We start from the raw sequence: 20,669 nt of genomic DNA, 5'->3' as shown, positions 1-20,669 counted from the left end.
TGCCGCTTTGTTTCAGGGGCGTGAAGGCCCTGACCGCTGCGATTTCGTTCGTGCTTGTCTTATGGGATGAAGACTTTCAGGCGGACGTGCCAGTGGGTGGTGGCGCCGGGTTTGAGGGTGACCATGCCGGTGTCGAAGTTCGCTCCCTGGGCCTTCCAGAGTTTGGTGTTGAAGGGGTCGGCGAAGTTGTACTGGTGCTCGATGGCTACGAATTTCTGCGTGGGTGGGGCGTACATCTGGATGGTCTTGATCTCGGGCGAGAGGCCTTCAATGGCTACGCCGTATTTTGCCGCGGGGTCGATGACTTTGACTGTGGCTGCCGAATCTTTCCAGTCGATCTTGCTCCAGTTATCGTCATAAAAGTTTTTGCCGAGGGGGGCTCCGTTGTCGGCGCGGAGGTCGTACTGCGTGCCGCCTACGGGCGAGAGCTGGCCGGTGGGGAAGACGTTGTCGTAGTTATCGACGTGGGCGTAGTTTTCGCCGGGGATGTGGATTCTGACCTGGGTGCGGTCGCCGGAGGGAAGGTTGAAGTACGGGTGCCAGCCGATGGCGATGGGCTCGGCCTCTTTGCCGACGTTATGGGCGACGATGCTGGCGTCTACCGAGTCAGCCGTGAGCGTGATGGCGATGTCGAGGTCAGTGCTGGAGAGCCAGTGGCCGCCGAAGTTGCCGGCGTGGATGGTTCCGGTGACCTTTTCGCCGCCGGAGATTCTGGAGACCTTTACGTCTTCTGTTTTGGCCTTGAGGATGAGGCCGTGCATGGCGTGCTTTTCCGCCGTGGGCAGCTTGCCGGAGTTGTTGGCGGGAAGCGTGAGGGTGTGGCCTTGCCACGTTGTGGAGAGGGTCTTTTTGTCGGCGGAGAGCGTGCCGCGGATGCGGTTGGGATAGGGAACGAGGAAGGCTGCGCCGAGACGGTAGCCGAAGTCGCCGAAGTCGTCATCCTTTACATCGAGCATCTGCTTGGCGCCGGCGAGATCCGGTGAGGCGAGAACGTTGATATTGCCTTTGCCGGGGAAGTTGGCGGTGATCTGGATGACTTCCATGCCGCGGCCGGGGGCGAGTGTGATGCTGGTGAACTCGGGGCGCGTGGTGCTGACGGCCTTGCGGGAGATGGTGACGACCTTCTGGCCGCCGATTTCTGTGTCTGCCTGGGCGGCGATTGTGGCCGGCATGGCTGCGGAGCCGATGAGGAGTGCGAGAGCGGCAAAATTTGAAAGCAGCTTCATTCTGGAATCCATCCGTGCGAGAGAATTGCGTTTCGGTGCGTGTGAAAGCGTTTTCCGAAGGCGGAGTCATTGTACGAGGGAGAAGGGAAGAGGGACAAGGGAAGGGTACAACTTGAATCTACGATCCTGGAATGGCTACGTGTCCAGCGCTTAGGAGCGCCGATGTAAACTCGCCGCTATGAGGTTATTGGCGGCGCTGTTAGCCCTTTTTGCGATGCCTGGCATGCATGCCTATGCGGAGAGTCCGCAGTATCGTTCCGTGTCAATCGATGAAAAGGGCCAACTTCATATTCTTTTGAGTTCCGGAAGGCAAATTCTTCCCCAAAAGCTCGCCGACCAGGTGTCGTTCAGCGATCCGCGGCTCTCGCGGGACCATAGAACAGTTGGCTGGCTTGCAGATTATCCCAATCCTGACGCTTCGTATCCATATTCAGGGGACCTGGTCCTCTACCAGTCCGGCCACGTTCTCCGTAAGTTTTCTACTGGGCAAACATTCTGGTCGTGGGAGTTTGCGAACCGGGATCGTGATGTTGCCTATTGCACAGGACCTATGCACGGTGGTGCCAGCGAGTGTGAGCTGCGCAGTCTCACATCCGGTCACCTGCTTGCGCGGTGGGTTCCGGACGATAAAGCTGAGCCTCCTGCCTGGGCAAAAAGTCTGCGCTTTTGATGCCTTGGTGCAGGGTGGCTATCGAGCTAAGGTGCTGATGGGGTTGCGGACTGATTTGCGATCCAGGCATTGACGCGATCTTCGAGCATGTCGAGGGGAAGCGCGCCGGAGTCGATGACGGTGTCGTGGAAGGCGCGAATGTCGAATTTGGGTCCGAGGGCTTTCTGCGCCTTGTCGCGGAGGGCGAGGATTTTGAGCTGGCCGGTTTTGTAGGCGAGAGCCTGCGCGGGCCAGGCGATGTAGCGATCGATTTCGGCCTGGATGTTGGTCTCGTCGATGGAGGAATGAGCGTGAAAGTAGTCGACCATCTGCTGGCGTGACCAGTGCTGGGAGTGGACGCCGGTATCGACGACGAGGCGCATGGCGCGCCAGATGTCGTTTTCGAGGCGCCCGTAATCGGAATAGGGGTCCTGGTAGAAGCCGACGTCCTTGCCGAGGCGCTCGGCGTAGAGCGCCCAGCCCTCGACGAAGGCGGTGTACTGCTCATGGCGGCGGAACTCGGGGACATTCTCCTGTTCCTGGCCGATGGAAATCTGAAGATGATGGCCGGGGACGCCTTCATGATAGGCCGTGGCTTCCACGGGCAGCAGACTGCGCGTGGTGGCTTTGAAGAGGTTGATGGACAGGCGGCCTGGGCGGTTGAGGGCGGCAGCGCCCTCCATGTAGTAGGCTGCGGGGCCATTGGCGGCGAGGTAATCGGGCATGGCGACGACCTCGAAGGGCAGTTTGGGCAGGCGTCCGAAGAGGGTGGGAAGCTTGGCCTGCATGGCGACGGCATAGTTCTTGTAGGCGGCCAGCAGGGCGTCTGGCGAGGCAGGGGCGAATTTCGGGTTGTCCTTGACTGCGGCTCGGATAGCGGCGAGGTCTTTGAAGCCGAGCTTCTGCGCGATGGCGAGCATCTCGGTTTCGTCGCGCTGAACTTCATCAAGGCCAACCTGGTGGAGCTGTGCGGCGGTGAGGTTGGTGGTGGTGGTGCGGCGAATGAGGAATTCGTAGTACTTTGCGCCGTCGGGGATGGCGGAGATGCCTGGTTCGGCGCGGCCGGCGGGGATGTAGGCAACTTCGACGAATCGGGCGAGGCGCTGGTAAGCGGGCAGGTCGTGCCTGGTGATGACGTCGAGGGTTTCCGTGCGGATGCGCTCCTGCTCAGCGGCGGGGATGGATGCGGGGAATTTTTTGAGTGGAGAGGCGAGCGGGGAGTCTTCGGGCTTTTGACCGGCGAGCTGCTTGATCTGGTCGAGGGCTTTTTCGAGGAGGTATTTTGGCGGGACGCGATGGTCGTCGATGCCGGTGGACATGTTGGTGATGACCTGATCGAAGGCGGTGGGCATGGCGCGAAGGCGCGCGATCCAGTCGTCGTAGTCCTTGACGGTGGTGAAGGAGAGCTGGTTGGTGAGTTCCGGGAAATCGGCGTAGATGCCGCCCATCTGGCTGATGGGCATCTCCCACTCTTTGAAGTCCTGAGATTCGATGTCGTTGGTGAAGTCGCGGAGGAGTATCTCGCGGCTGGCCTTTTCAGTTTCGGTGAAGCCGGAGGGATCGATGGCCGCGAGGCGCATAAGGAATTCCTGTTCGCGGGCAATCCATGCGTTGAAGGCGCGCGGTGAGTAGTCGGTGATCCTGTCGTTGTAACGCTTGTCGCCGAGGCTGGAGGCGTACTCCGGGGACAACGCCATCGTGGCGTCCCAGTACTGCGCGAAGAGATCGTTGAGGGCTGTGCGGCGGTCTTCGAGGGAGCTGGGCTGAGGGGTCTGGGCGTGCGAGGCGGGCGGGGCAATGACGAGCGAGGCAGCGAGAGGCAGCGCGGCGAAGAAAACCCGGCGAAAGGCGGAAAGCTTCATGTTGATGAGTGTAGTTGATGGATGAGGCAGCGGCGATTGGTGAAAGCCCGCTGCCTGCCTTGCTATCTGCCGGTGACGGAGGTCAGCGTGTAGGCGTCGCCGCTCTTCTGGAAGTGGAAGGTTTTGGCGGTCGAGCTGTTCGAGGATTCGCCGCTTAACGGCGTGATGCCGATTGCGACGGTGCAGCGGAGCGCCGGAGCGTCAGCCGTACCGGAGACGTGGCAATCGCTTTCGCTCATGGTGATGGAGCGGGCGATGCCGCACCAGGCGTCTGCGATGTCTCTCAGGGCGCCACCGTATACGCTGTCGGCCTTGGATTTGCAGTCCTTCTTCTGAGCAAGCGCGGAGTTGAGGGTGCCGTTGTAGGGCGCGAGCAAGTGTTCCAGCGCGGAGGCATCCGGCAGCGCGGCGACAGGCGCGGCCGCGGGCGCCGGTGCAGGAGCCTGCTCCTGTTTCGGCTGCGGCGGAGGCGGAGCGGTGACGGTGACGGACTGCGATTGCAGCGTTACGCCGCTGGCTGCCAGGTCGTATCTGGTGGTTCCGGCGCTGGAGGGCGTGAAGCTCTTTGACCCCTGTGCGGGCACGCTCTGGCCGTTGATGGTGACGCTTGAGGCATTGCTGACGCGCCAGTTGAGGGTCACGGATTTGCCGACTTCAATGGAGTCAGTGTTGGTGTTGAAGTAATCGACTGACGGCGGCGGTGGTGGAGGCGGCGCATCCTTGAGGCTGACCGAAGCGTCCCCGATTCTGACGCCGTTGACGGTGAGAACGTAGTCCGTGGAGCTGGATGGGCTGACGGTCTTGGAGTCCTTTGGCTTGAGCCCCTGCCCGATGCCGTTGATGGCGATGGATGCCTTATTGTCAACGTTGTTGACCTGCCAGCTCAGGGTTACGGATTGGCCTTTTTCCACAACGGATTTGTCGGCCTGAAGAGTTCCGCTGGGCTTTGGCGCGGCCTTGTTGAGGCTTACGGTGTCAGAGATTGTCTTGTTTTCCGCGATGTTGACGGTCTTTGCCGGCGAGTCGTCGTAGCCGATCCACTTGTACTGAATGCTGTGCTGCCCGGTGGGAATCTTCACCTGCTGCGCGGGGGCGACTGCGCCTTTATTCACTCCATCGACGAAGAGGCGAAGCTGCTTCATGTCTGCCTGCGGCGCGAAGTTGACTTCGAGAGAGCCCATTGTCTGTCCGGGCTGGAGTTTGGTGAGAGGAGCGGCCTCGCCGAAGGTTTCGCCCTTGCCCAGCTTGACGGTGTCGTTGAATGGATCGAAGCCATCTTTCGCGATGGAGACTGTGTGATCGACGCCGGGAGCTACGACTATCATCAGCGAGCCTGCCTGGTCGATTACTCCTTGCGGCTTGCCGTCAATGGAGACACTGGCTCCGGGCTGCGACTTGGTGATGCTGATCCGGGTTGCAACCACGGGAGCGGGCTTGATTGCCTGCCATACGGCGACGCCAACTGCGGCGAGCACCACGAGGATGCCCGCGACGATGGCCGGGATGGGCAGCTTGCGATGCCCGCCGGCGAGTGCGGCAAGCTGATCGTCGACCTTGGCGCCGGATTTTTCGAGGGCTTCCTTGACAGATTGCGCGATGCGCTGCCAATCGCCCTGATTCTTTTCGCCGGCGAAGGGCAGAAGCTGCGTGGTGGCCTTGAGAGCTTCGTAGGCGGCCTGCGGGTCCTTATTGACGAGCGCGGCACGGGCGGTTTCGACGGACTGCTCGACGGCGGAGGCGGCGTGCGCGTTGCGCTGGGCTTCGATTTCCTTTGTGGCGGCTTCGAGCTCCGCAGATTGGCCGTAAGCCCCGGCGACGGCCTGAAGCGACTCAATGGCGCCGGCAAAGTCCTTTTGCGCAGCGGCTTCACGCGCGGATGCGATGGAGCGGACGGTGGCGTGCTTCTGGGTGCGCTCAGCCTGTAGAGCTTTCAACTGTTCCTGAAGCGCGGTACGGCCCGGCGTAGCGGAAATCTGCTCTTGCAGGAGCTGAATGGCTTCTTCATATTGGCTGTGCCGGCGCAGGTTTTCTATGCGTATCTGCAAGGCCTCGATTTTGCGCGAGAGCGCGTTCTGCCTCTCTCTCGCCTGCTCGACGAGCAGGGTGAGCGATTGATCCCCGGTCTGCTGCACGCCCTGCTCGATGACGCGGATGGCTTCGTCGAGGCGGCCTTCTTCGATCAATGCGCGGCCTTGCGTGGAGCAGCGCTCGATGATAGCGGCGCGCTCGATGCGGGTCTGCTCGGAGCGGGCAAAGTTGAGCAGGTTGTCGGCGTCCGGATTGTTGCCGTACTCGACCTGGAAGGACTCAAGAACAGAGATGGCCTTGGCGTAATCGCGGGAGTTGATCAGCTCGCGGGAGTTGGCCATGGTGCTGGCCAGAATCTTCTCGGTGCGGACGGTTTCGAGGTCCTTGCGGAGCGCGCGCTCGTAGGCGATGAGGCGCTCGTCGCCGGCGGCGCGCGTCATGGCCTCCTGCAGGACCGAGAGCGCTTCCATGGGCGAGGTGGTGAAGAGATCGCGGCACTGCGTGATGGTGGTATCGACGAGCTTGCGGGTCTGGTACTTGCGCGACTCGGTTTCGACTTCCACCTGAAGGCGGTGCAGGACGGGCTCGTTGGGAAGTTTTTCGATTGCGCGATTGATCAGGTCCGTGGCCTGATCGTATTGCTCTTTGTGAAGAAAATCCGTGATGCGGGCTTGAATCTGCTCAAGCGCGGCGCGGCGCTGCTCCTGGTCGCGAATGCGATTGAGTTCGCCGCGAAGCGCATCGACTTCAGCGTTGGAAGAATCGATGGCTTCGGCCTGCTGGAGAGCGGCATCGGCGGCGGCAAAGTCCCGGGAGGCAAGCTGGCGGCGCGCGGTGGAGAGAAACTCCGCCATGCGGCTGCGGTTGGCGTCCGCCTGCAACTGGCGCGTGAGAGCTTCGACGGCGGCCTGGAGCTTTTTGTTCTCCGGGTCTTCCTGCGCGGCGATGGTAACGGCGCGGAGGGCGCCGGTGATGTCGCCGCGGGCCATGATGGCTTCCGCTTCGGCAAGGGCGCGAGCGGCAAGTTCGTTGCGGCGCTTCCTATCTTCAGCCCACTTGAGCTTCTGGTGAACGTCAGTGGAGTTGGCGTCGAACTGCAGCGCCTCATTGAAGCCGATGATGGCCTCGTCGAAGCGTCCGGCGGCAAGCGCTTCTTCCGCCTTGATGACGGTGTCCTGGAAGCGCTGACCTTTTTCGACTTCGCGCACGCGCTCGCGGACAAGGCGCTGCAGCTTGCGGACCTGCGTGTTGTCAGGATCGAGGCGGCGGGCTTCATCGAGCAGTTCAAGCGCGGGGGCGAAGCGGCTTTCGGAAGCGAGGCGCTCGGCGTCGCCGAAGAGCTCGCCGATGCGGCTCTTCTTCAGGCTTTCGATAATGTCGTGCAGCGCGTCGGCAAAGTCCTCGCCGGTCTGGTAGCGGTCCTCGGGATTTTTGGCGAGCGACTTGGTGACGACTTCATCCAACGACGCCGGGTAGTTGCGAAGGTAGCTGCTCAGCGGCGTGTGCGCTTCATTGAGGATCTTGTAGGAGGCTGTGGCTTCGCCGCCGGTAAAAGGCTCTGTGCCGGTGAGCAGCTTGAAGAGCATGACGCCGACGGAGAAGAGATCGCTGCGGCCGTCTACCTTCATGCCCTTGAAGCGCTCCGGGGCAATGTAATGGAGCGAGCCGATGACCTGGCTGGTGGCGGTCAGGTTGGTTTTGGTGGAGTCAGCTTCTTTTGCGATGCCGAAGTCGATGATCTTGGCCACGCCGTCGGGCTGGACGATGATGTTGGCGGGCTTGATGTCGCGGTGAACAATGCGAAGCTCGTGCGCGTAGTTGAGGCCGAGGCAGACCTGCTCGATGATTCTGAGCTTGGTGATCAACTCGACAGGCTTGTTGGTGGCGATGATCTTGTCGAGCGCATCGCCCTCGACGAACTCCATCGCGAGATAGGGAAGATCCTCGAAGAGCCCCTTGTCGTAGACGGCGGGGATGTTGGGGTGCTTGAGCGCGGCGGCGATACGCGCTTCACGCTCGAAGCGAGCCAGACCCTCTTCGCCGGAGGACTTCAACGGCCGCTTGATGGCGACTTTGCGGGCGAGGACATCGTCTTGAGCGAGCAGAACTTCGCCCATGCCTCCGCGGCCGAGGACACTTAGAATCTCGTATTTGCCGATCCTGCTCGCGGTGACCTTATCCATGCGGCGTCAACACCTGATCCATACGCCTGAAGCGTGATCTGTTGGTTAGAGTGAACTTTTGCGATGCCGGGGATTCCAGGATTCCACGGTATCACGAATGCCAAGCGATTGTGAATGTTACGTATGGGGCAAGTCACCGAGGTACTCAGGGCGCGGCGCGAGTCGAAGTTTCTGGTCCCTTTCGGGACGGTTTTCTGGCAAATTCCATGCGGCGGACGAACTCGTACAGGACTTCCGGGCCGGTTCCGCTGAAGGCTGTTCCGGGATGCGCGCCGTTCTCCATCCAGGCGAAGAGAAAGACGAGGGGAATCCAGCCGCGCGAGCCTGGCTCCAACTTCGCGCCCATGTGGTTGAGGACGCGCGAAAAGTTGAGGGGCAGGGGAACCGGATCTGCCTGGAGGGTTTTGGGGTCGGCGCAATGGCGCGGGTCGGAGGTTACGAGATACTCGCGGCAGATCAGCGGACGAATGGGATGGATGGAACAGGACTCATCCTGCAGAAACGGGCAGGGAACGCCCTGGTAGAAGTAGTCGAGCGTGAGCTGGGTGGCGGATTCGTTATCAGCGAGCCAGTCCTCGGATGTGAGGCGATCGATGAGTCCTGCGGAGGCGAGTTTGAGCAGGGCTTGATGGAAGCGCTGGGCGAGGATCTGGCGGGTGTTGGGGTCGAGAGTGGCGATCCAGACGGCGAGAGCTTCGGCCTCAAAGATGCTGAGGGGAACCATCTGACGGCAGCATGCGCCGCACCCGGCTTTGCAGGAGATGGAGAGACCTGCCTCATCGAGTTGTTCTGTTACGGCGCTGAGCAGCGAGCCGTCGAGAGACTGGAGGACGGGAAGGATTTCCGTGAGATTGCACTGGCCTTCAGGCACGGTTGCGCTTGCGTCGAAGATGCCATCTCCGAGCGCGAGTTTGAAGTTTACCGTGACTGTTTGCGTCGTTGTATCGGTCATCTGCCTACTCAGGCTGCAGGTTGCGGATCCTGTGTTGCGGCGGATTCCGGGGGCAAGACGAGCAGTAAGACGCAGGTGATGTTGTCGTGGCCACCGCGGCGCTTGGCCAGATCAATAAGATTGGCGCAGGTGCTCTCGAACGGCGTGGCCTGGACGATGGTGGCAATCTCTTCCTCGTTGAGGTAACGGGTGAGACCGTCCGTGGCGAGGAGGATCTGGGTGCCGGGCGTGAGGTCGATGGCGTAGTAGTCCGGCTCGACCGTTTCTGAGACGCCGATGGCGCGGGTGATGACGGATTCGTAACCGTGGAGGTCGGCGAGGTGCGCGTTTTCCTTGGTGAGCGTGCCGTTGCGGATCAGTTCATTGATATAGGAGTGATCGACGGTGATCTGGGTGGCAACGCCGTTCTGGACGGCATAGGCGCGGCTGTCGCCGACATTGGCGATGACGAGCTTGTGGCCGTCGAGCGCGGAGGCGACGGAGGTGGTTCCCATTCCTTTATGCTCGGGCTGCTTGCCCATCTCCCAGACGGTGGAGTTGGCGGTGTGGACGGCCTGCTGGAGGCGGGTGCCGATGGGCAGACCGGTGCCGGCGGATTCGGCGAAGGTGTTGACGAGCGCGGCGACGGCGTTGGAGCTGGCGACTTCGCCGGCGGCCATGCCTCCCATGCCGTCGCAGATGACGAAGATGCCCAGCTCGGAGTCGTAGCCGTAGGCGTCCTCATTATTGGTGCGGACGCAGCCAACGTCACTGAGCGCGCTGACGGCGAGGTTGGGACGGGATGTGGCTGAAAGCGTGGGTGCGGATTCTGCAACTGGCGCAGGTTCTGATTCCACGGGTATGGCGGGAGCTATCGGCGCCAGATCATCGGCGGAGAGATCCGAAGCGGAGGGCTCGGGCAGGAAAGATTCGGGATTGACGGACTCGATCAATGGCGGAGCTTCCGATTCCGGGGTATGCGTGGACTTGAGCGTGTCTTCGTCCGAAGGCGTGGCAACGGAGGGAATGGCGTCCGCATGATTTGTCGAAGTGTGCTCGTCGCGCGCTTCGGCGGCGGTAAGGTTTTGTATCTCTTCTGTCATCTCTGCCTCTTCTTTGTGAGGGGCTAATGTGTTTGCTAACCAAATTACACCATCCTCAGAGAGGATTTTGGTCGCGACTGTTATTGTGCCGGATTGGTCATGCAGCGGAATCCGCGCATGAAATCCGGATTGAGGAGCGGTGCGCCGGGCCCGGTTGCGTCGTAAATGACCACTCCCAAAGTGCGGTTGTTGACCTGGAAATTGTTTTTGAGGCGATTGGCGCTGGGATGTTCGGCGTCGTAGGCAAAGCGGAGCACAGACCACGTGCCCTGATAGGGCGGCGGGTTGATGGGGCCGGTGAGCGTGACTTTGCTGGCAGCCTGCGGAACCCAGTGGAAGGTGACAGGGCCGCCGGTGGCGGCGGCCTGCTGGCCGTCGATATTGAGGACGGCGTTGGGTATGCTGTCGGCTTTATCCGGCGCGAGGGTGAAGTTGAGCTGAGCCTGAGTGCCGGTGGGGAAGAGCGCGGCGGAGATTGTGGCGGCGCGATTGAGGAAGCTGAGAAAGCCTTTGCCGAGTTTGACCGCTGAGCCGGGCATGGGCGAGAAGCTGGTGCCGTTCTGCTGGACCATGGATTTCAGCGAGCCGTTGTAGAAGGCCCAGAACGAGCCTTGCGGCTGGGCGAAGATGGCTGCGACTTCATCCGGCGTGGCATCGACGGTGGATTGCGGATTGAAGGGGAACTTGACGAAGACGGGCTCGGCCGCGGCGCAGAAGTTTTTGGCCCCGCCACCGGCTGCTGCTGCCGGAGCCTGTGCTGCGAGGGATTTGGCCGATTCGATGGGCGCTTGCAGCAGGCGGAAGGATGTCTGGTCGAGATTGGCGGTGCGGTCGGGTGTGAAGCCGTTGCGGAGGTTCTCCGCGGCCTGCTCGGCGCTGATGGCTGCCTGATTCACGGGAGCCGTAGCGGCGGGATCGTTCGGATTTGGCGAAGTGGCGATGTTCTTGACGGCGCCTTCGAGGTTTTGAAGACCTGCGATGTAGGGCTGGTTCTGCTGGCCGAGAAGTTTGGTGTCAGAGCTTGACGGCTGAACGACGGATTGCGGGGCCTGGAACTGGCTTGCGATCTCCGGAGCGGTGACGGTGGTGTTGAAGGAGATGACCCAGAAGAGCTCCAGCATGGGCGAGGTGTTCGAGTCGAGCACGCTCAGGCGGCTGCCTGCGTCGCCGTAGTTTTTGTAGGGGACGAAGGTGGATTTTGCGAGATAGGTGCGCCAGGTCTGGATGAAGTCAGCGTAATAGACCTGCTTGAGCTGCGCGGTGAGCGCGGCGCGATCAATCTGCTGGCCGGTGCTGGGACCGAGAACCCATTCTTCGCCACGGAAGTAGGGATCGGGATGCAGGATTGCATTCTCCATGAAGGCGAAGCCGGCCTTGGTGAAGGCTCCCTGGATGGGGAATGAATTGACGATGTGGGCCGAGGAACTGGGGTACTTGCTGTTGAAGGTGAAGCCGGGGACTTTGCGGCCTGCGGCGGAGAGCATGGACTGATAGACGTGCTGAAATCCCTGGAAGCCGTTGAGGTATGCGCGCGCCTGGGCGATGGCGGGCTGATCGGGCGAACCGCCGATGCCTGCAATGCAGGAGTTGGGTTGTGCGAGCAGGCGGGCGTAGGTTGCGAACTGCGTCTGTGCGAGCGCTGAGACGCTGGGATCGACTGCATTCTTGCCCTGCCAGGCGGAGAGCAGCGCGGCGGGGAGAAAATCCACGGTGTCTGCGGCTGAATCCGGATTGGGATTCGTGGTGGTGATGATGTATGCCTTCAGGGGCCGGTAGCTGGCGCTATAGTCGTCTTCCGGTTTGGGCACGGAGGGTACGGCGCGGAGGCCGGCGACTATATTGCGCTGCGTGGGCGTGAGCAGCAGCGAGCGAAGGTGCGCGCCATAGGCTTTGCAGGCGATGGGATAGAGTCTGGCGCTCTGGTCGAGGCCCATGCGATTGAGCATCGGCGCGCCGTCTGTGCGGTAGTTGTCGAGCTGATCGAGAACTTCACGCTGCTTGTCGAGAGCCTGCAGATCCGGCAGCGCGGGAAACGATCCCGCGGGCACGGCGGCGAGTGGGGCTGCGGCGGCTTCTGCTACCTGAGCGGTGAGTGTGCGGTTGCGGAAGAAGGAGATGGTGGCGAAGCCGAGGATGACGAGCAGGATCAGGCTGACTGTGCCGAGCAGGAGCTTCTTGAGGCCGCCGGTGTGGGTGCTGGCGCGGCTGGCTTCGAGGGCGGACTTGTCCGCGAGAAGAATGTTTGAGAAGAGGTGCGGTAGAAAGACCCACTGCGGAACTTTGCGCGTTCCGCCTGAGCGTGGCGCGGCAGCGGGTGCGGAGGCCTTTGCGCCGGAGAACGAAAAGACGCGCGTTGCGCCGTCTGCCGGCGCGGGAGCCTGGGGCTGAGCCTGCTGTGCCGCGACATCGAGAACATTGTTGACGATGTGCGCGCGCATGCCGGTGAAGAAGAAGCCGCGGAGGAAGGGATTGACGCCGATCTGGGTGGGACGCGCGACTTCCACGAGGAAAGAGACGATGCCGGCGCGGAGCTTGCGCACGTCGCGTGGGAACTCGTAGGCACGAGCCTGTTGCTGGATTTCGGTGCCGCGCGAGAGAACGTCGAGGCGGAACTCGGAGAGCGCGAAGACGAGCTGATCGAATTTGAGGCCGATGGCTCCGGCGGCGCGCTCGGTGTAGAGGCCGGAGCCTGCGCCGATGGAGGAGACCAGCGAGCCGATGGGCTGCTTGACTTCTTCTTCCGAGAGGCGCGTGGCGAATTCGCCGAAGGAGCCGATGGTGTCGAACTTGGTGAAGAGAACGTAGACGGGCAGGGAGACGCCGAGAATCTGCGAGAGCTCGCGGAGGCGCTCATTGAGAGTCTGTGCGAGGGCGCGAATCTGCTCAGCGGTGCTGGGCGCGAGGATGCGCTCCACGCTGACGCAGAGGACGACGGCGCGCGCGGGAATTTTTTTGCCGCTGGAGAGAGCGGAGCCAAGCTGCGGCGGGACTGTGGCTTTGACGAGGCGCTGCCAGAGGCCGGGCTGCTTGAGCAGCGGGCCGCCCGCTTCGACGAGTGCGGCGTTGCTGGTGAGCCAGACATTGGCCAGTGAGGTGGGTACGACGCCGCCATCCTGATAGACATTGCCGGCGAGAAGTTCGGGATCGAGTCCGGCCTGGAGGATGGTCTGGGTCTTGGCGGAGTTTTCGTCGCCCACGATGTAGAGGAGCGGCAGTGCGGCCAGAGACTTGGCTCCGCCGCGATTTGCTTTGCGGACCTTGGCGTCGGCGTCGCGAAGGAGCGCGGCGAGATTGGCTGCATCGGTGGCATTCGCGTCGGCCGTGATGGCGGCTCCGCGCGGCCGCAGATACCAGACGACGAAGCCGATGATGGCCGCGCCGAGCAGGCCGAGAATGGCGCAGAAGAGAATCAGCTTGGAGCCTGTGAAGTGCAGCGCAAAGGCGAGCCAGATCACGAGTGCGATATAGACAACGAAGGCAAGAATGCCGAGCAAAAAGCGAATCATGAGAGTCTCCGGGAATCAACCAACGACGGAGGTGGCTGCCGAGGATACAGATTGTCCGAGAAAGAAAATGTATCCGGCGTAGGCAAGCACAGTAAAGACAACAATCAGGATGGCAGCGATTTTTAACAGTGCGACAAATGGATCGGCAGCTTTTGCGGTGGGCGCCGCCGGTGCTTCCAGCGGACGGAAGAGCGTCCAGGAGCCGCGGATGCGAACGATCTTGTCGCGAATGCGCTGAAGAACGGTTTGAATCTCGGAGGCATCGCCGAAGGCGAATTTGCCGCGGTAGCCGAGCATGAGGCAGAGGGCGTGGAGCTCAAGCGCGTCGGCAACTTCAGAGGAATCGGGGCGATTGAGCAGGTCGGTGAGGTTCTTGAAGAACATTTCGCCGGCGACGTGGGCTCCGAACATCTCTTCCTGCAAGGGGCGGCGCGCCCAGTCGGCGAATACGGGATCTTTGGAGTTGAGAATGCTTTCATCGACGAAGCCGATGATGGCGTAGATGGACATGCGGGTGATCTCGTCCGAGTAACCCTGCGCGGAGGCGTCTTTGACGGCGCCCGAGATCATCTGGCGGAGGCTGGTGCGGAAGTAATCCGCGCTCTCCACGCGCTGGCCGAGGACGCGCGTGCGGAGAACGACGGTGAAGACCTCCTGGAAGACGAGAGCGAGGTTGTTGGTTTTCGGCTCCGGACTGGCAGAGGCGGGGGCAGCGGTGGTCATGAGTTGGCCTCCAGAATGACGGTGAGATCGAATTGCGCATCGCCGAGATCTCCGGGCAGGTAGACTCCGACCTGTTTGGTCTGGAGAATGTGCTGCCAGCAGGGCCCGGCCATGGATACAGAGAAGTAGTGCATGTCAGCCTGTGCGCGCAGTGCGGATGGCGGAACTGGCAGGTGCGCCAGCTCCATGCCGGGCAGCGCGCGCTGAACGAGCTTTCCGACACCTTCGTTGGAACAAATTTTGATCAACTGCGGAGCCTGGCGCAGCAGCGCGGATTCCGCGATGGAGGAACGGATGCCGAAGATCCAGCGCGCCCGGCGCAGGCAGCGTTCATCGAGAACCGGCGCGGAATAAATATATTGCGCGGATTGCTTGAAGTCGAGCGTGACGGTGTTGGAGGGCGCGACGATCTCAAGATGCTTGCGGATGAGCGCATCCATTTCGCCGAAGGTAGCCGTAAGGAGGCCGTGGCGGTAGGGCGGGATCTCATTAGGGCGAGCTTGCACGGCGAATGTGCCGAGCGCTCCGGCGAGGCGGGCGAGATCGCGATAGACGTCTTCAGGATGGCTGCGGCGATCCTGCAAATGATGGCGCAGCGCGGGCAGCGAAACCGAAAGCGCGTGGATGAACCAGTAGTTGGCGACGTCGAGCGCGGAGGTGCCTAGCTCCATGCCGCGCGAGGTGCCGCGGACGGCGCGGGTGGAGGCGATTTTTTCCTCGATGGCGTGCGCGAGATTGTGCAGGAGCAGGACGAGATTTTCACAGGCGGCGATGCGCAGGCAGGGAGGGATGAAATCGGGATCGGACATGAAGCCGCCCTTGCCGTCGCGCTGAATGCGGGCGATGGGGAAGGCGACCATATCGCCGGTGACCTGCGCCTGACTGAGGAGCGCGAAGTTCTTGTGCGCGAAGGAGACGTTGTACTCGCCGTTGCCGTAGGCGTCGTCGCGAATGGTTTTTTGCGTGGCGCTGTAACGCGAGGAGCCGTTGCCGGAGAGATTGGTGTCGGTTCCGTCGTCCCGCCGTTTGGGAATTCCCAGGTACAAAAGTACCTCGCTGTCTGTGGGAGTGAAGACTTTGTCGAGCGGGAGCGGCGGCGGCGGGGCGTCGCAATCGGGCAGATCGAAGACGAGGCCGTCGGGGAGGATTCCGGAGGCGAAGCTGAGTGTGGCGACACCATTCTTGAGAGCGGCGGCGTCTATGGAGAAGTGCAGAACGCCCCACGGCTCCCGATGCAGATACGCATTCAGAAACCAAAGGGTGTCTTCAAAATACCGGCTCTGTGCCTGAAAGTGATGGGGGCCGAGGTGCATTCCTTCAGACCACACAACACGCGACAGGAATTTCATAAAGGGGACCGCCGTTACCTGTGACAGAACGATGAGCAAAGGAGAGGAACGGCGCGACAGCACAAAGGCAAGGCGGCCCTCCCAAAATAAAAACCAGAATTGCGAATGAAACCAGCCACTAAGCTATCTCATTCGTACACTATTGCCGAAAGAATTCGATACGGGACCCGTCTTAAAACGGGTCTCGTACAGAACACGGCACCGACATAGCATAGTGATGAGACAGCTCGAAGTGTAACGTCGGCTATATTAGAACGCAAATGCATTTTCCTCAAGCGATTTGGGTTAATCTTGCGTGGTGATGAAAGACGCGTGAGTTGGCAGCGATTGGAGGCTGCAGAGATGGGTACCGAGGAGAAGTGGAAGTCGGGTGAGCCGGGCAATCGGCAGGGAGCGCAAGAGGGCGATGCGGGGCAGAACTTCGGGGCTACGGCGGCGTTTGGAATCGTGAAGCCTGGAGCCGCACCCGCAACTGCCGATGACGATCTGCTGAGCCTGCTGATGGACGGAGAAAAGAAGCCTGCGGCGGAGCGTTCTGTTCCAGCGGTTCCTGCTTTTTCGGCGAATCCTGTTTCTCCAGCGGGTGCTGTGTCTTTTGATCCGGCTTTCGGTGCTCCGGCAGTTTCCCAATCCGGGCCGGTGGTGCATGAGGTTACGCCGTCCGCGTTTCATTCGGGAAATCAGGATGATATTTTGAAGCGGCTGCGCGCGGCGGACGCTACGGGCTCGTTTTCGACTTCAGCGCAGAATGCATTTGCAGCGCCTGCGCAGACTCCGCCTGTACCGCCGCCGCCCGCACCGGCTCAGCCTGCGGCTTCCTCGCCGGGCGCATTTACGCAGATGTTTCAGACACGGCCGGCTGCAGCGCCGGCGAGCTCCGGTGCTGGCGGGGCGACGGCTTCGTTTTCGGTTGCACCGGCAACACCTGCGGCTGCAACACCGGCGGCTGCGCCGGGTTCGGGATCTGGATCGGGTTCAGGCGGATCGGGTGGATTTACGGAGCTTTTCGGCAAGGTTTCCGCGCCGCCGAGCGCGCCTGTGACGCCGCCTGCGCGAGAGCCTGAGCCGGTGTTTCCGGCAGTCGCCGCGCAGCCTGTTTCGCAACAGCCGTCGCATCCGGGATCGTTCACGCAGGTTTTTGGCTCTTTTGGAGGAGCGGCTGCTGCGCCGCCCGCGTCTGTGCCGGCTGCCGCGCCGGTGATCCCGCCGGCGCCGGCTCCAGAGCCTTCAGCGGGAGGATTTACGGCGCTCTTCAGCACCGTTGCCGCTACTTCGGAGACGCCGAGGACGCCTGCGCCTTCAGCTAATCCTGAATCCGCTACGGCTGCGTTCCGGCGGTCGGCGACGGGATCGTTCGCCGCGTTTGGCGGTGCTGCGGCTAGTTCCGCGCCGGTGACACCTGTGCCTGTTTCCGCTCCGGCACCTGCGCCCCCGCCGGATCCAACAGCGACGGCATCGTTTTCGATTGCGCCGCCGACTGCGCCTGTAACTCCATCTGTGCCGATATTTCCGCCTGCTCCGGCCTCGCCGTTGGCGGCTGCCCCTGCGGCTTCCTCTGCGCCTTCTTCCGGTGGGTTCACATCGCTGTTTGCGAAGCTTCCAGCGGAGGAGCGGGATCGCGCGCTTTCCGGTGGGCCTGTTCCGTCGTCCAGCACTCCGCAGCCTTCACTGACGCAGATGTTCGGGGCGTTGAGCGGTGCGGGAAGCAGCGCGCCGAGCACGCCTGCGGCTCCGCCGTCCGATCCGGCGTCATTTACGCAGATTCTTTCGCGTTCCGCGGCTGCGCCGCCGCCAGCCAGTGCGCCGTGGGAGCCTGCGCGAGAGGCGAGTAGCTTTGCTGCGCGGCCCGATCCTTTTCCGAGCGCGTCGAGCGGGTTTGGCGTTACGCCCTCGGTGCCGTCATCTGGGCCTAATTCGGATCCGGGCATGAATGTCAGTGTTACGCGGCTGCTGAGTAGACTGGACAGCACTTCGTCTGCGCCTTATCGCGCGCCTGCTCCCCCGGAGCCAGCGCCGGCGGGGGATTCCTGGACAAAGACTTTTGAGACGCTCGGTTCGCCTTCTTCGTCCGCTCCGGCGGCGTCGAGCGGATTTGGATCTTCCGGTGGGAGTTATACGCCCGCTCCATCCAGCGGCGGCGATGCAACGCGCGCGATGTCCAGGCCGGTGAGCGCGGGCTCTGGCTCGGGTTCGCCGACTCCGGCAGCGGCTACACCACAGGAGCCTTCAGGGCCGAGCGAGGTGACGCGGATCATCAATGCTTCAAAGATGCGGGAGTCGGCATTGCGGAGCGGCGGTGGAGCGCAGGATCAGCCTGCCGCAGCGGCTGCGCCACAGCCAACCGGCGGCGCGCCGGGTATGCCAGCGATGCCGGGTGGAATGAAGTTCACTCCGGCTCAGATGCAAGCGCCGCAGATGAATCCGCAGGCGATGATGCATGCGGGCGGTATGGGAGCGCCGGGGCAGGCTGCTCCTGGCGGTATGGGCGGAGGCGGCGGAATGCAGATGCCGCATATGCAGATGCCGCAGATGAATCTGCAGCCTCCTGCGGCACCGGCGCCTGCTGCTCCAGCGGCTGCGCCTAACAAGCTGCAGCAGTTGATTCCGCTGTTTCTGGTGGTGATTATCTTCCTGCTGATTGCGTTGATCGTGACGGTAGTGTTCGTGATGAAGCACTAAGACGGATTGCCAGCTGAGCGTCCCTTTGGGGCTAAATGCGAGTTCGGGTAATGCTTCGCCAACAGCGGCTGCCATCCGATTCAAATGCTTTACTAAGCTATAAATCGTGGCGATTTCCGAAAAGGCGGTTGCACTCCTGTGAAGCACAAACTTCGCTGTTTCTCAGCAGCTTTGGTTTTCATCGCGCTGATTGCAACCTTTGCCAATGGGCAGAACCCGGGGCAATTTCATTTCGATGAAGCAAGTGTAGATGAGCCTGAGCCAGTCCACCTCAGCGATTTTTCTGAAAGTGCCCCGCTCGCTGACACGCCGACGAATGTGCCTCGATCCGATTCGAAGGCCGTCCTCATTCCTGAAGGTATGGCACTTGGCATGTTGATCCACAAGGTTGATCCGGAATACCCAAAATCAGCCAAAGCAGCCCGCATATCCGGAATTGTGACTCTTAAGGCCACAATTTCTAAGATAGGAGAGATTGTGGACCTTCAAGTCGAATGCGGCCCGGCGGCCTTACAGGAACCTTCGCTCAAGGCCATCCGAGAGTGGAAGTACCGCCCTTATCTCCTGCGCGGCGAACCCGTCGAGGTGCAAACAACGATAAAAGTTACGTTCGCCTTGGGAGGCAAGAAGAAGCTGCCGTTCAGTAAAGATTCATGCCCTGTCGAATAAGATCCCGTTCGTGAGCGAATTGTCCCCAGTGGGAGGTTTCGGTTGATGCGTGTAGCCTTTACTGTGCTTCAGGCAGCAGGATGATCAGTTCCATCGACGGGTTGAGAATCTCCGAGGGTGCGTAGCTGGCGAAGGTTCGTGAGCGCACTACGGAATCCCAGAATGTTCCGCCCTGTTCTACCGCAAAGTAGTGATGCTTGAGTTTGACCGGGATGGCGCGCGGCGGCGTGGCTACGTAGGCCAGCCTGAGGCCCGGAAGCGCATTGCGGATGAGCAACTCGATCTCGCTGGCTGAGCCGGTCTTCATCAGCTTGGGCACGCGCTCGATGAGGTCGGCGTCGCGCGTGTCCGATGCGACGGCGAGATAGAAGCGCGAGCCCTGGAAGTACGCATCCTTGTCGATGGACGTGGCGTAGATGGTGTCACGCACGAACTTGAGCGGGAGTGAGATGAAGTTGCTGGGCACCACGCTATCGAGCATGATGCGGATGAGGCGATCCATCTCTGTGAAACAGATGCCAAGCTGTTCGTGATGATAGGGCGGCAGATTTCTGGGTGCGATTTTCTGCGAGAAGGTGGTGAGCGCGCCGGCCAGTGCGCCCATCTCGGTGAAGAGCTGTTCCGGCAGCACTGTGCCTGATTCAAGATAATGCCGGAAGACTGGCAGATGGCTGTTGATGGTGTAGAGAAGCCAGAAGTTGGCGATGTCCGCGGCGGAGAAATCCGCGAGGGACTGGTTTTTTTGGCGGCGCGCGCCGGAGAGCTGGCTGGAGCGCGTGACGATGAGTTCAATGAGATTGCTCAGAATGCCTTTGAGCAGAGGGTGTGCATGAGCATTCATGAGCGGCGGAACGAAGTCGGGATCGAGCTGATAGGAGCCGGTCTGCGAGCGGAGCACGCGGGCGAAGGCGAGCGTGACGGAGCCCTCGCGGCTTTCGCCTTCCGCGAGTATCTGGAGATTCTTGCGTGCCACCTGCACAGGCTTTTCCGCGCTGCCGGAGTTTTCATCGCGGACCATGAGCACCTGCGCCTGAAAGCGCGTGCTGACGTTGCCGCGGTCTACGGAGACATTCATGCCGCCGTGCAGATATTCCGGAATGGCGAGGTAGAAGATGCAGCTTGTGATGCCCTGGCGGAAGCGCTCGTCGAGGACGCGCGCCGCGGGCGGATGTTCAGAGGCTGGGATGTCGATGGGCAGCGCGTCTGGAAACAGGCCCGATGCGCTGAGGATGGCGAGGCGGCCTTCCGAGAGGGCTTTGGTGTCGATCTGAAGCTCGCGCAGGCCCCACAGATGCGGGTTGAGCGAGTCGAGATAAAACCGCGCGCAATCTTCAACAAATCGCTCCTGGCATTGCAAATGCTGCGGTGAAAGAAACGTTCCTTTCGACCAAACGACTGGTTGAAGTTGTCTCATGTTGGGGCCTCGCCTGAGTATCGCATGATACGACAATGAGCGGAACGTCACTATGGGTGCGCAGGCGCGATGCGGGAATAAATGCGCAGATTGCGATGAGGAATTTTCAAAAAAAAATAACGGAGTTGACACAGCGACAGAGCCAGAGCATAATTTTTCTCGGTCTATCTCACTGGGGAAAATAGCACTGAAATTGAATGGCTGAACAATGACGCCAATTGGCGCCTTTTGTTACGCCCGTAGTAACCGGGTTTGTCGCTCGATTTCATTGCCCTAAAGTAATCTTCTCCAAGCAAAATCCAGTAGACAGCACGTCCGATGTTGTGTTCAGGTTAGTGTCACGGAAA

General features: G+C 61.3%; 11 protein-coding genes. 2 read left to right on the top strand and 9 right to left on the bottom strand.

Features of this window, described 5'->3' with window-relative positions; all coding sequences use genetic code 11:
• Positions 1-59: 59 nt before the first annotated feature.
• The 8 genes from ABSG47_RS00205 to tssK (ABSG47_RS00170) form a co-directional block, all read right to left on the bottom strand.
• A complete protein-coding gene (locus ABSG47_RS00205) occupies positions 60-1,226 on the bottom strand; it encodes an aldose 1-epimerase (protein WP_424164798.1) in 1,167 nt (388 codons plus the stop codon).
• Positions 1,227-1,922: 696 nt separating this feature from the next.
• On the bottom strand, positions 1,923-3,737 hold the full coding sequence (locus ABSG47_RS00200; protein WP_424164795.1) for a DUF885 domain-containing protein: 1,815 nt from the start codon (positions 3,735-3,737) through the stop codon (positions 1,923-1,925).
• Between the two features lie 62 nt (positions 3,738-3,799).
• Positions 3,800-7,948, bottom strand: a complete 4,149-nt coding sequence (locus ABSG47_RS00195) for a protein kinase domain-containing protein (protein ID WP_424164792.1) — start codon at positions 7,946-7,948, stop codon at positions 3,800-3,802.
• Between the two features lie 145 nt (positions 7,949-8,093).
• Positions 8,094-8,900 carry a YkgJ family cysteine cluster protein gene (locus tag ABSG47_RS00190; RefSeq protein WP_424164789.1) on the bottom strand — a complete coding sequence of 269 codons (807 nt, stop codon included), beginning with the start codon at positions 8,898-8,900 and terminating at the stop codon, positions 8,094-8,096.
• A gap of 8 nt (positions 8,901-8,908) precedes the next feature.
• Positions 8,909-9,982 carry a Stp1/IreP family PP2C-type Ser/Thr phosphatase gene (locus tag ABSG47_RS00185; RefSeq protein ID WP_424164786.1) on the bottom strand — a complete coding sequence of 358 codons (1,074 nt, stop codon included), beginning with the start codon at positions 9,980-9,982 and terminating at the stop codon, positions 8,909-8,911.
• A gap of 80 nt (positions 9,983-10,062) precedes the next feature.
• Positions 10,063-13,488 (bottom strand): ImcF-related family protein, encoded by a 3,426-nt coding sequence (locus tag ABSG47_RS00180; protein ID WP_424164783.1) that lies wholly within the window; start codon positions 13,486-13,488, stop codon positions 10,063-10,065.
• Positions 13,489-13,503: 15 nt separating this feature from the next.
• Positions 13,504-14,211: a DotU family type IV/VI secretion system protein gene (locus tag ABSG47_RS00175; RefSeq protein ID WP_424164781.1), complete on the bottom strand. Its 708-nt coding sequence runs from the start codon at positions 14,209-14,211 to the stop codon at positions 13,504-13,506.
• A complete protein-coding gene (gene tssK, locus ABSG47_RS00170; protein ID WP_424164779.1) occupies positions 14,208-15,560 on the bottom strand; it encodes a type VI secretion system baseplate subunit TssK in 1,353 nt (450 codons plus the stop codon). Before tssK (ABSG47_RS00170) ends, ABSG47_RS00175 begins: the two co-directional genes overlap by 4 nt.
• A gap of 342 nt (positions 15,561-15,902) precedes the next feature.
• On the opposite strand from tssK (ABSG47_RS00170), the gene ABSG47_RS00165 reads away from it, so the two are divergent.
• Positions 15,903-18,239, top strand: a complete 2,337-nt coding sequence (locus tag ABSG47_RS00165) for a hypothetical protein (RefSeq protein WP_424164777.1) — start codon at positions 15,903-15,905, stop codon at positions 18,237-18,239.
• Positions 18,240-18,377: 138 nt separating this feature from the next.
• Positions 18,378-18,908 (top strand): energy transducer TonB, encoded by a 531-nt coding sequence (locus ABSG47_RS00160; protein WP_424164775.1) that lies wholly within the window; start codon positions 18,378-18,380, stop codon positions 18,906-18,908.
• A 58-nt stretch (positions 18,909-18,966) separates the two neighbouring features.
• On the opposite strand, the gene tssK (ABSG47_RS00155) is transcribed toward ABSG47_RS00160, so the two are convergent.
• A complete protein-coding gene (tssK, locus tag ABSG47_RS00155) occupies positions 18,967-20,322 on the bottom strand; it encodes a type VI secretion system baseplate subunit TssK (protein ID WP_424164773.1) in 1,356 nt (451 codons plus the stop codon).
• Positions 20,323-20,669 lie beyond the last annotated feature (347 nt).

The sequence above is a fragment of the Occallatibacter sp. genome (genome assembly GCF_049510455.1).
Classification (GTDB): Bacteria; Acidobacteriota; Terriglobia; order Terriglobales; family Acidobacteriaceae; genus Telmatobacter.
This window is presented reverse-complemented; position numbering and strand designations above follow the sequence as displayed.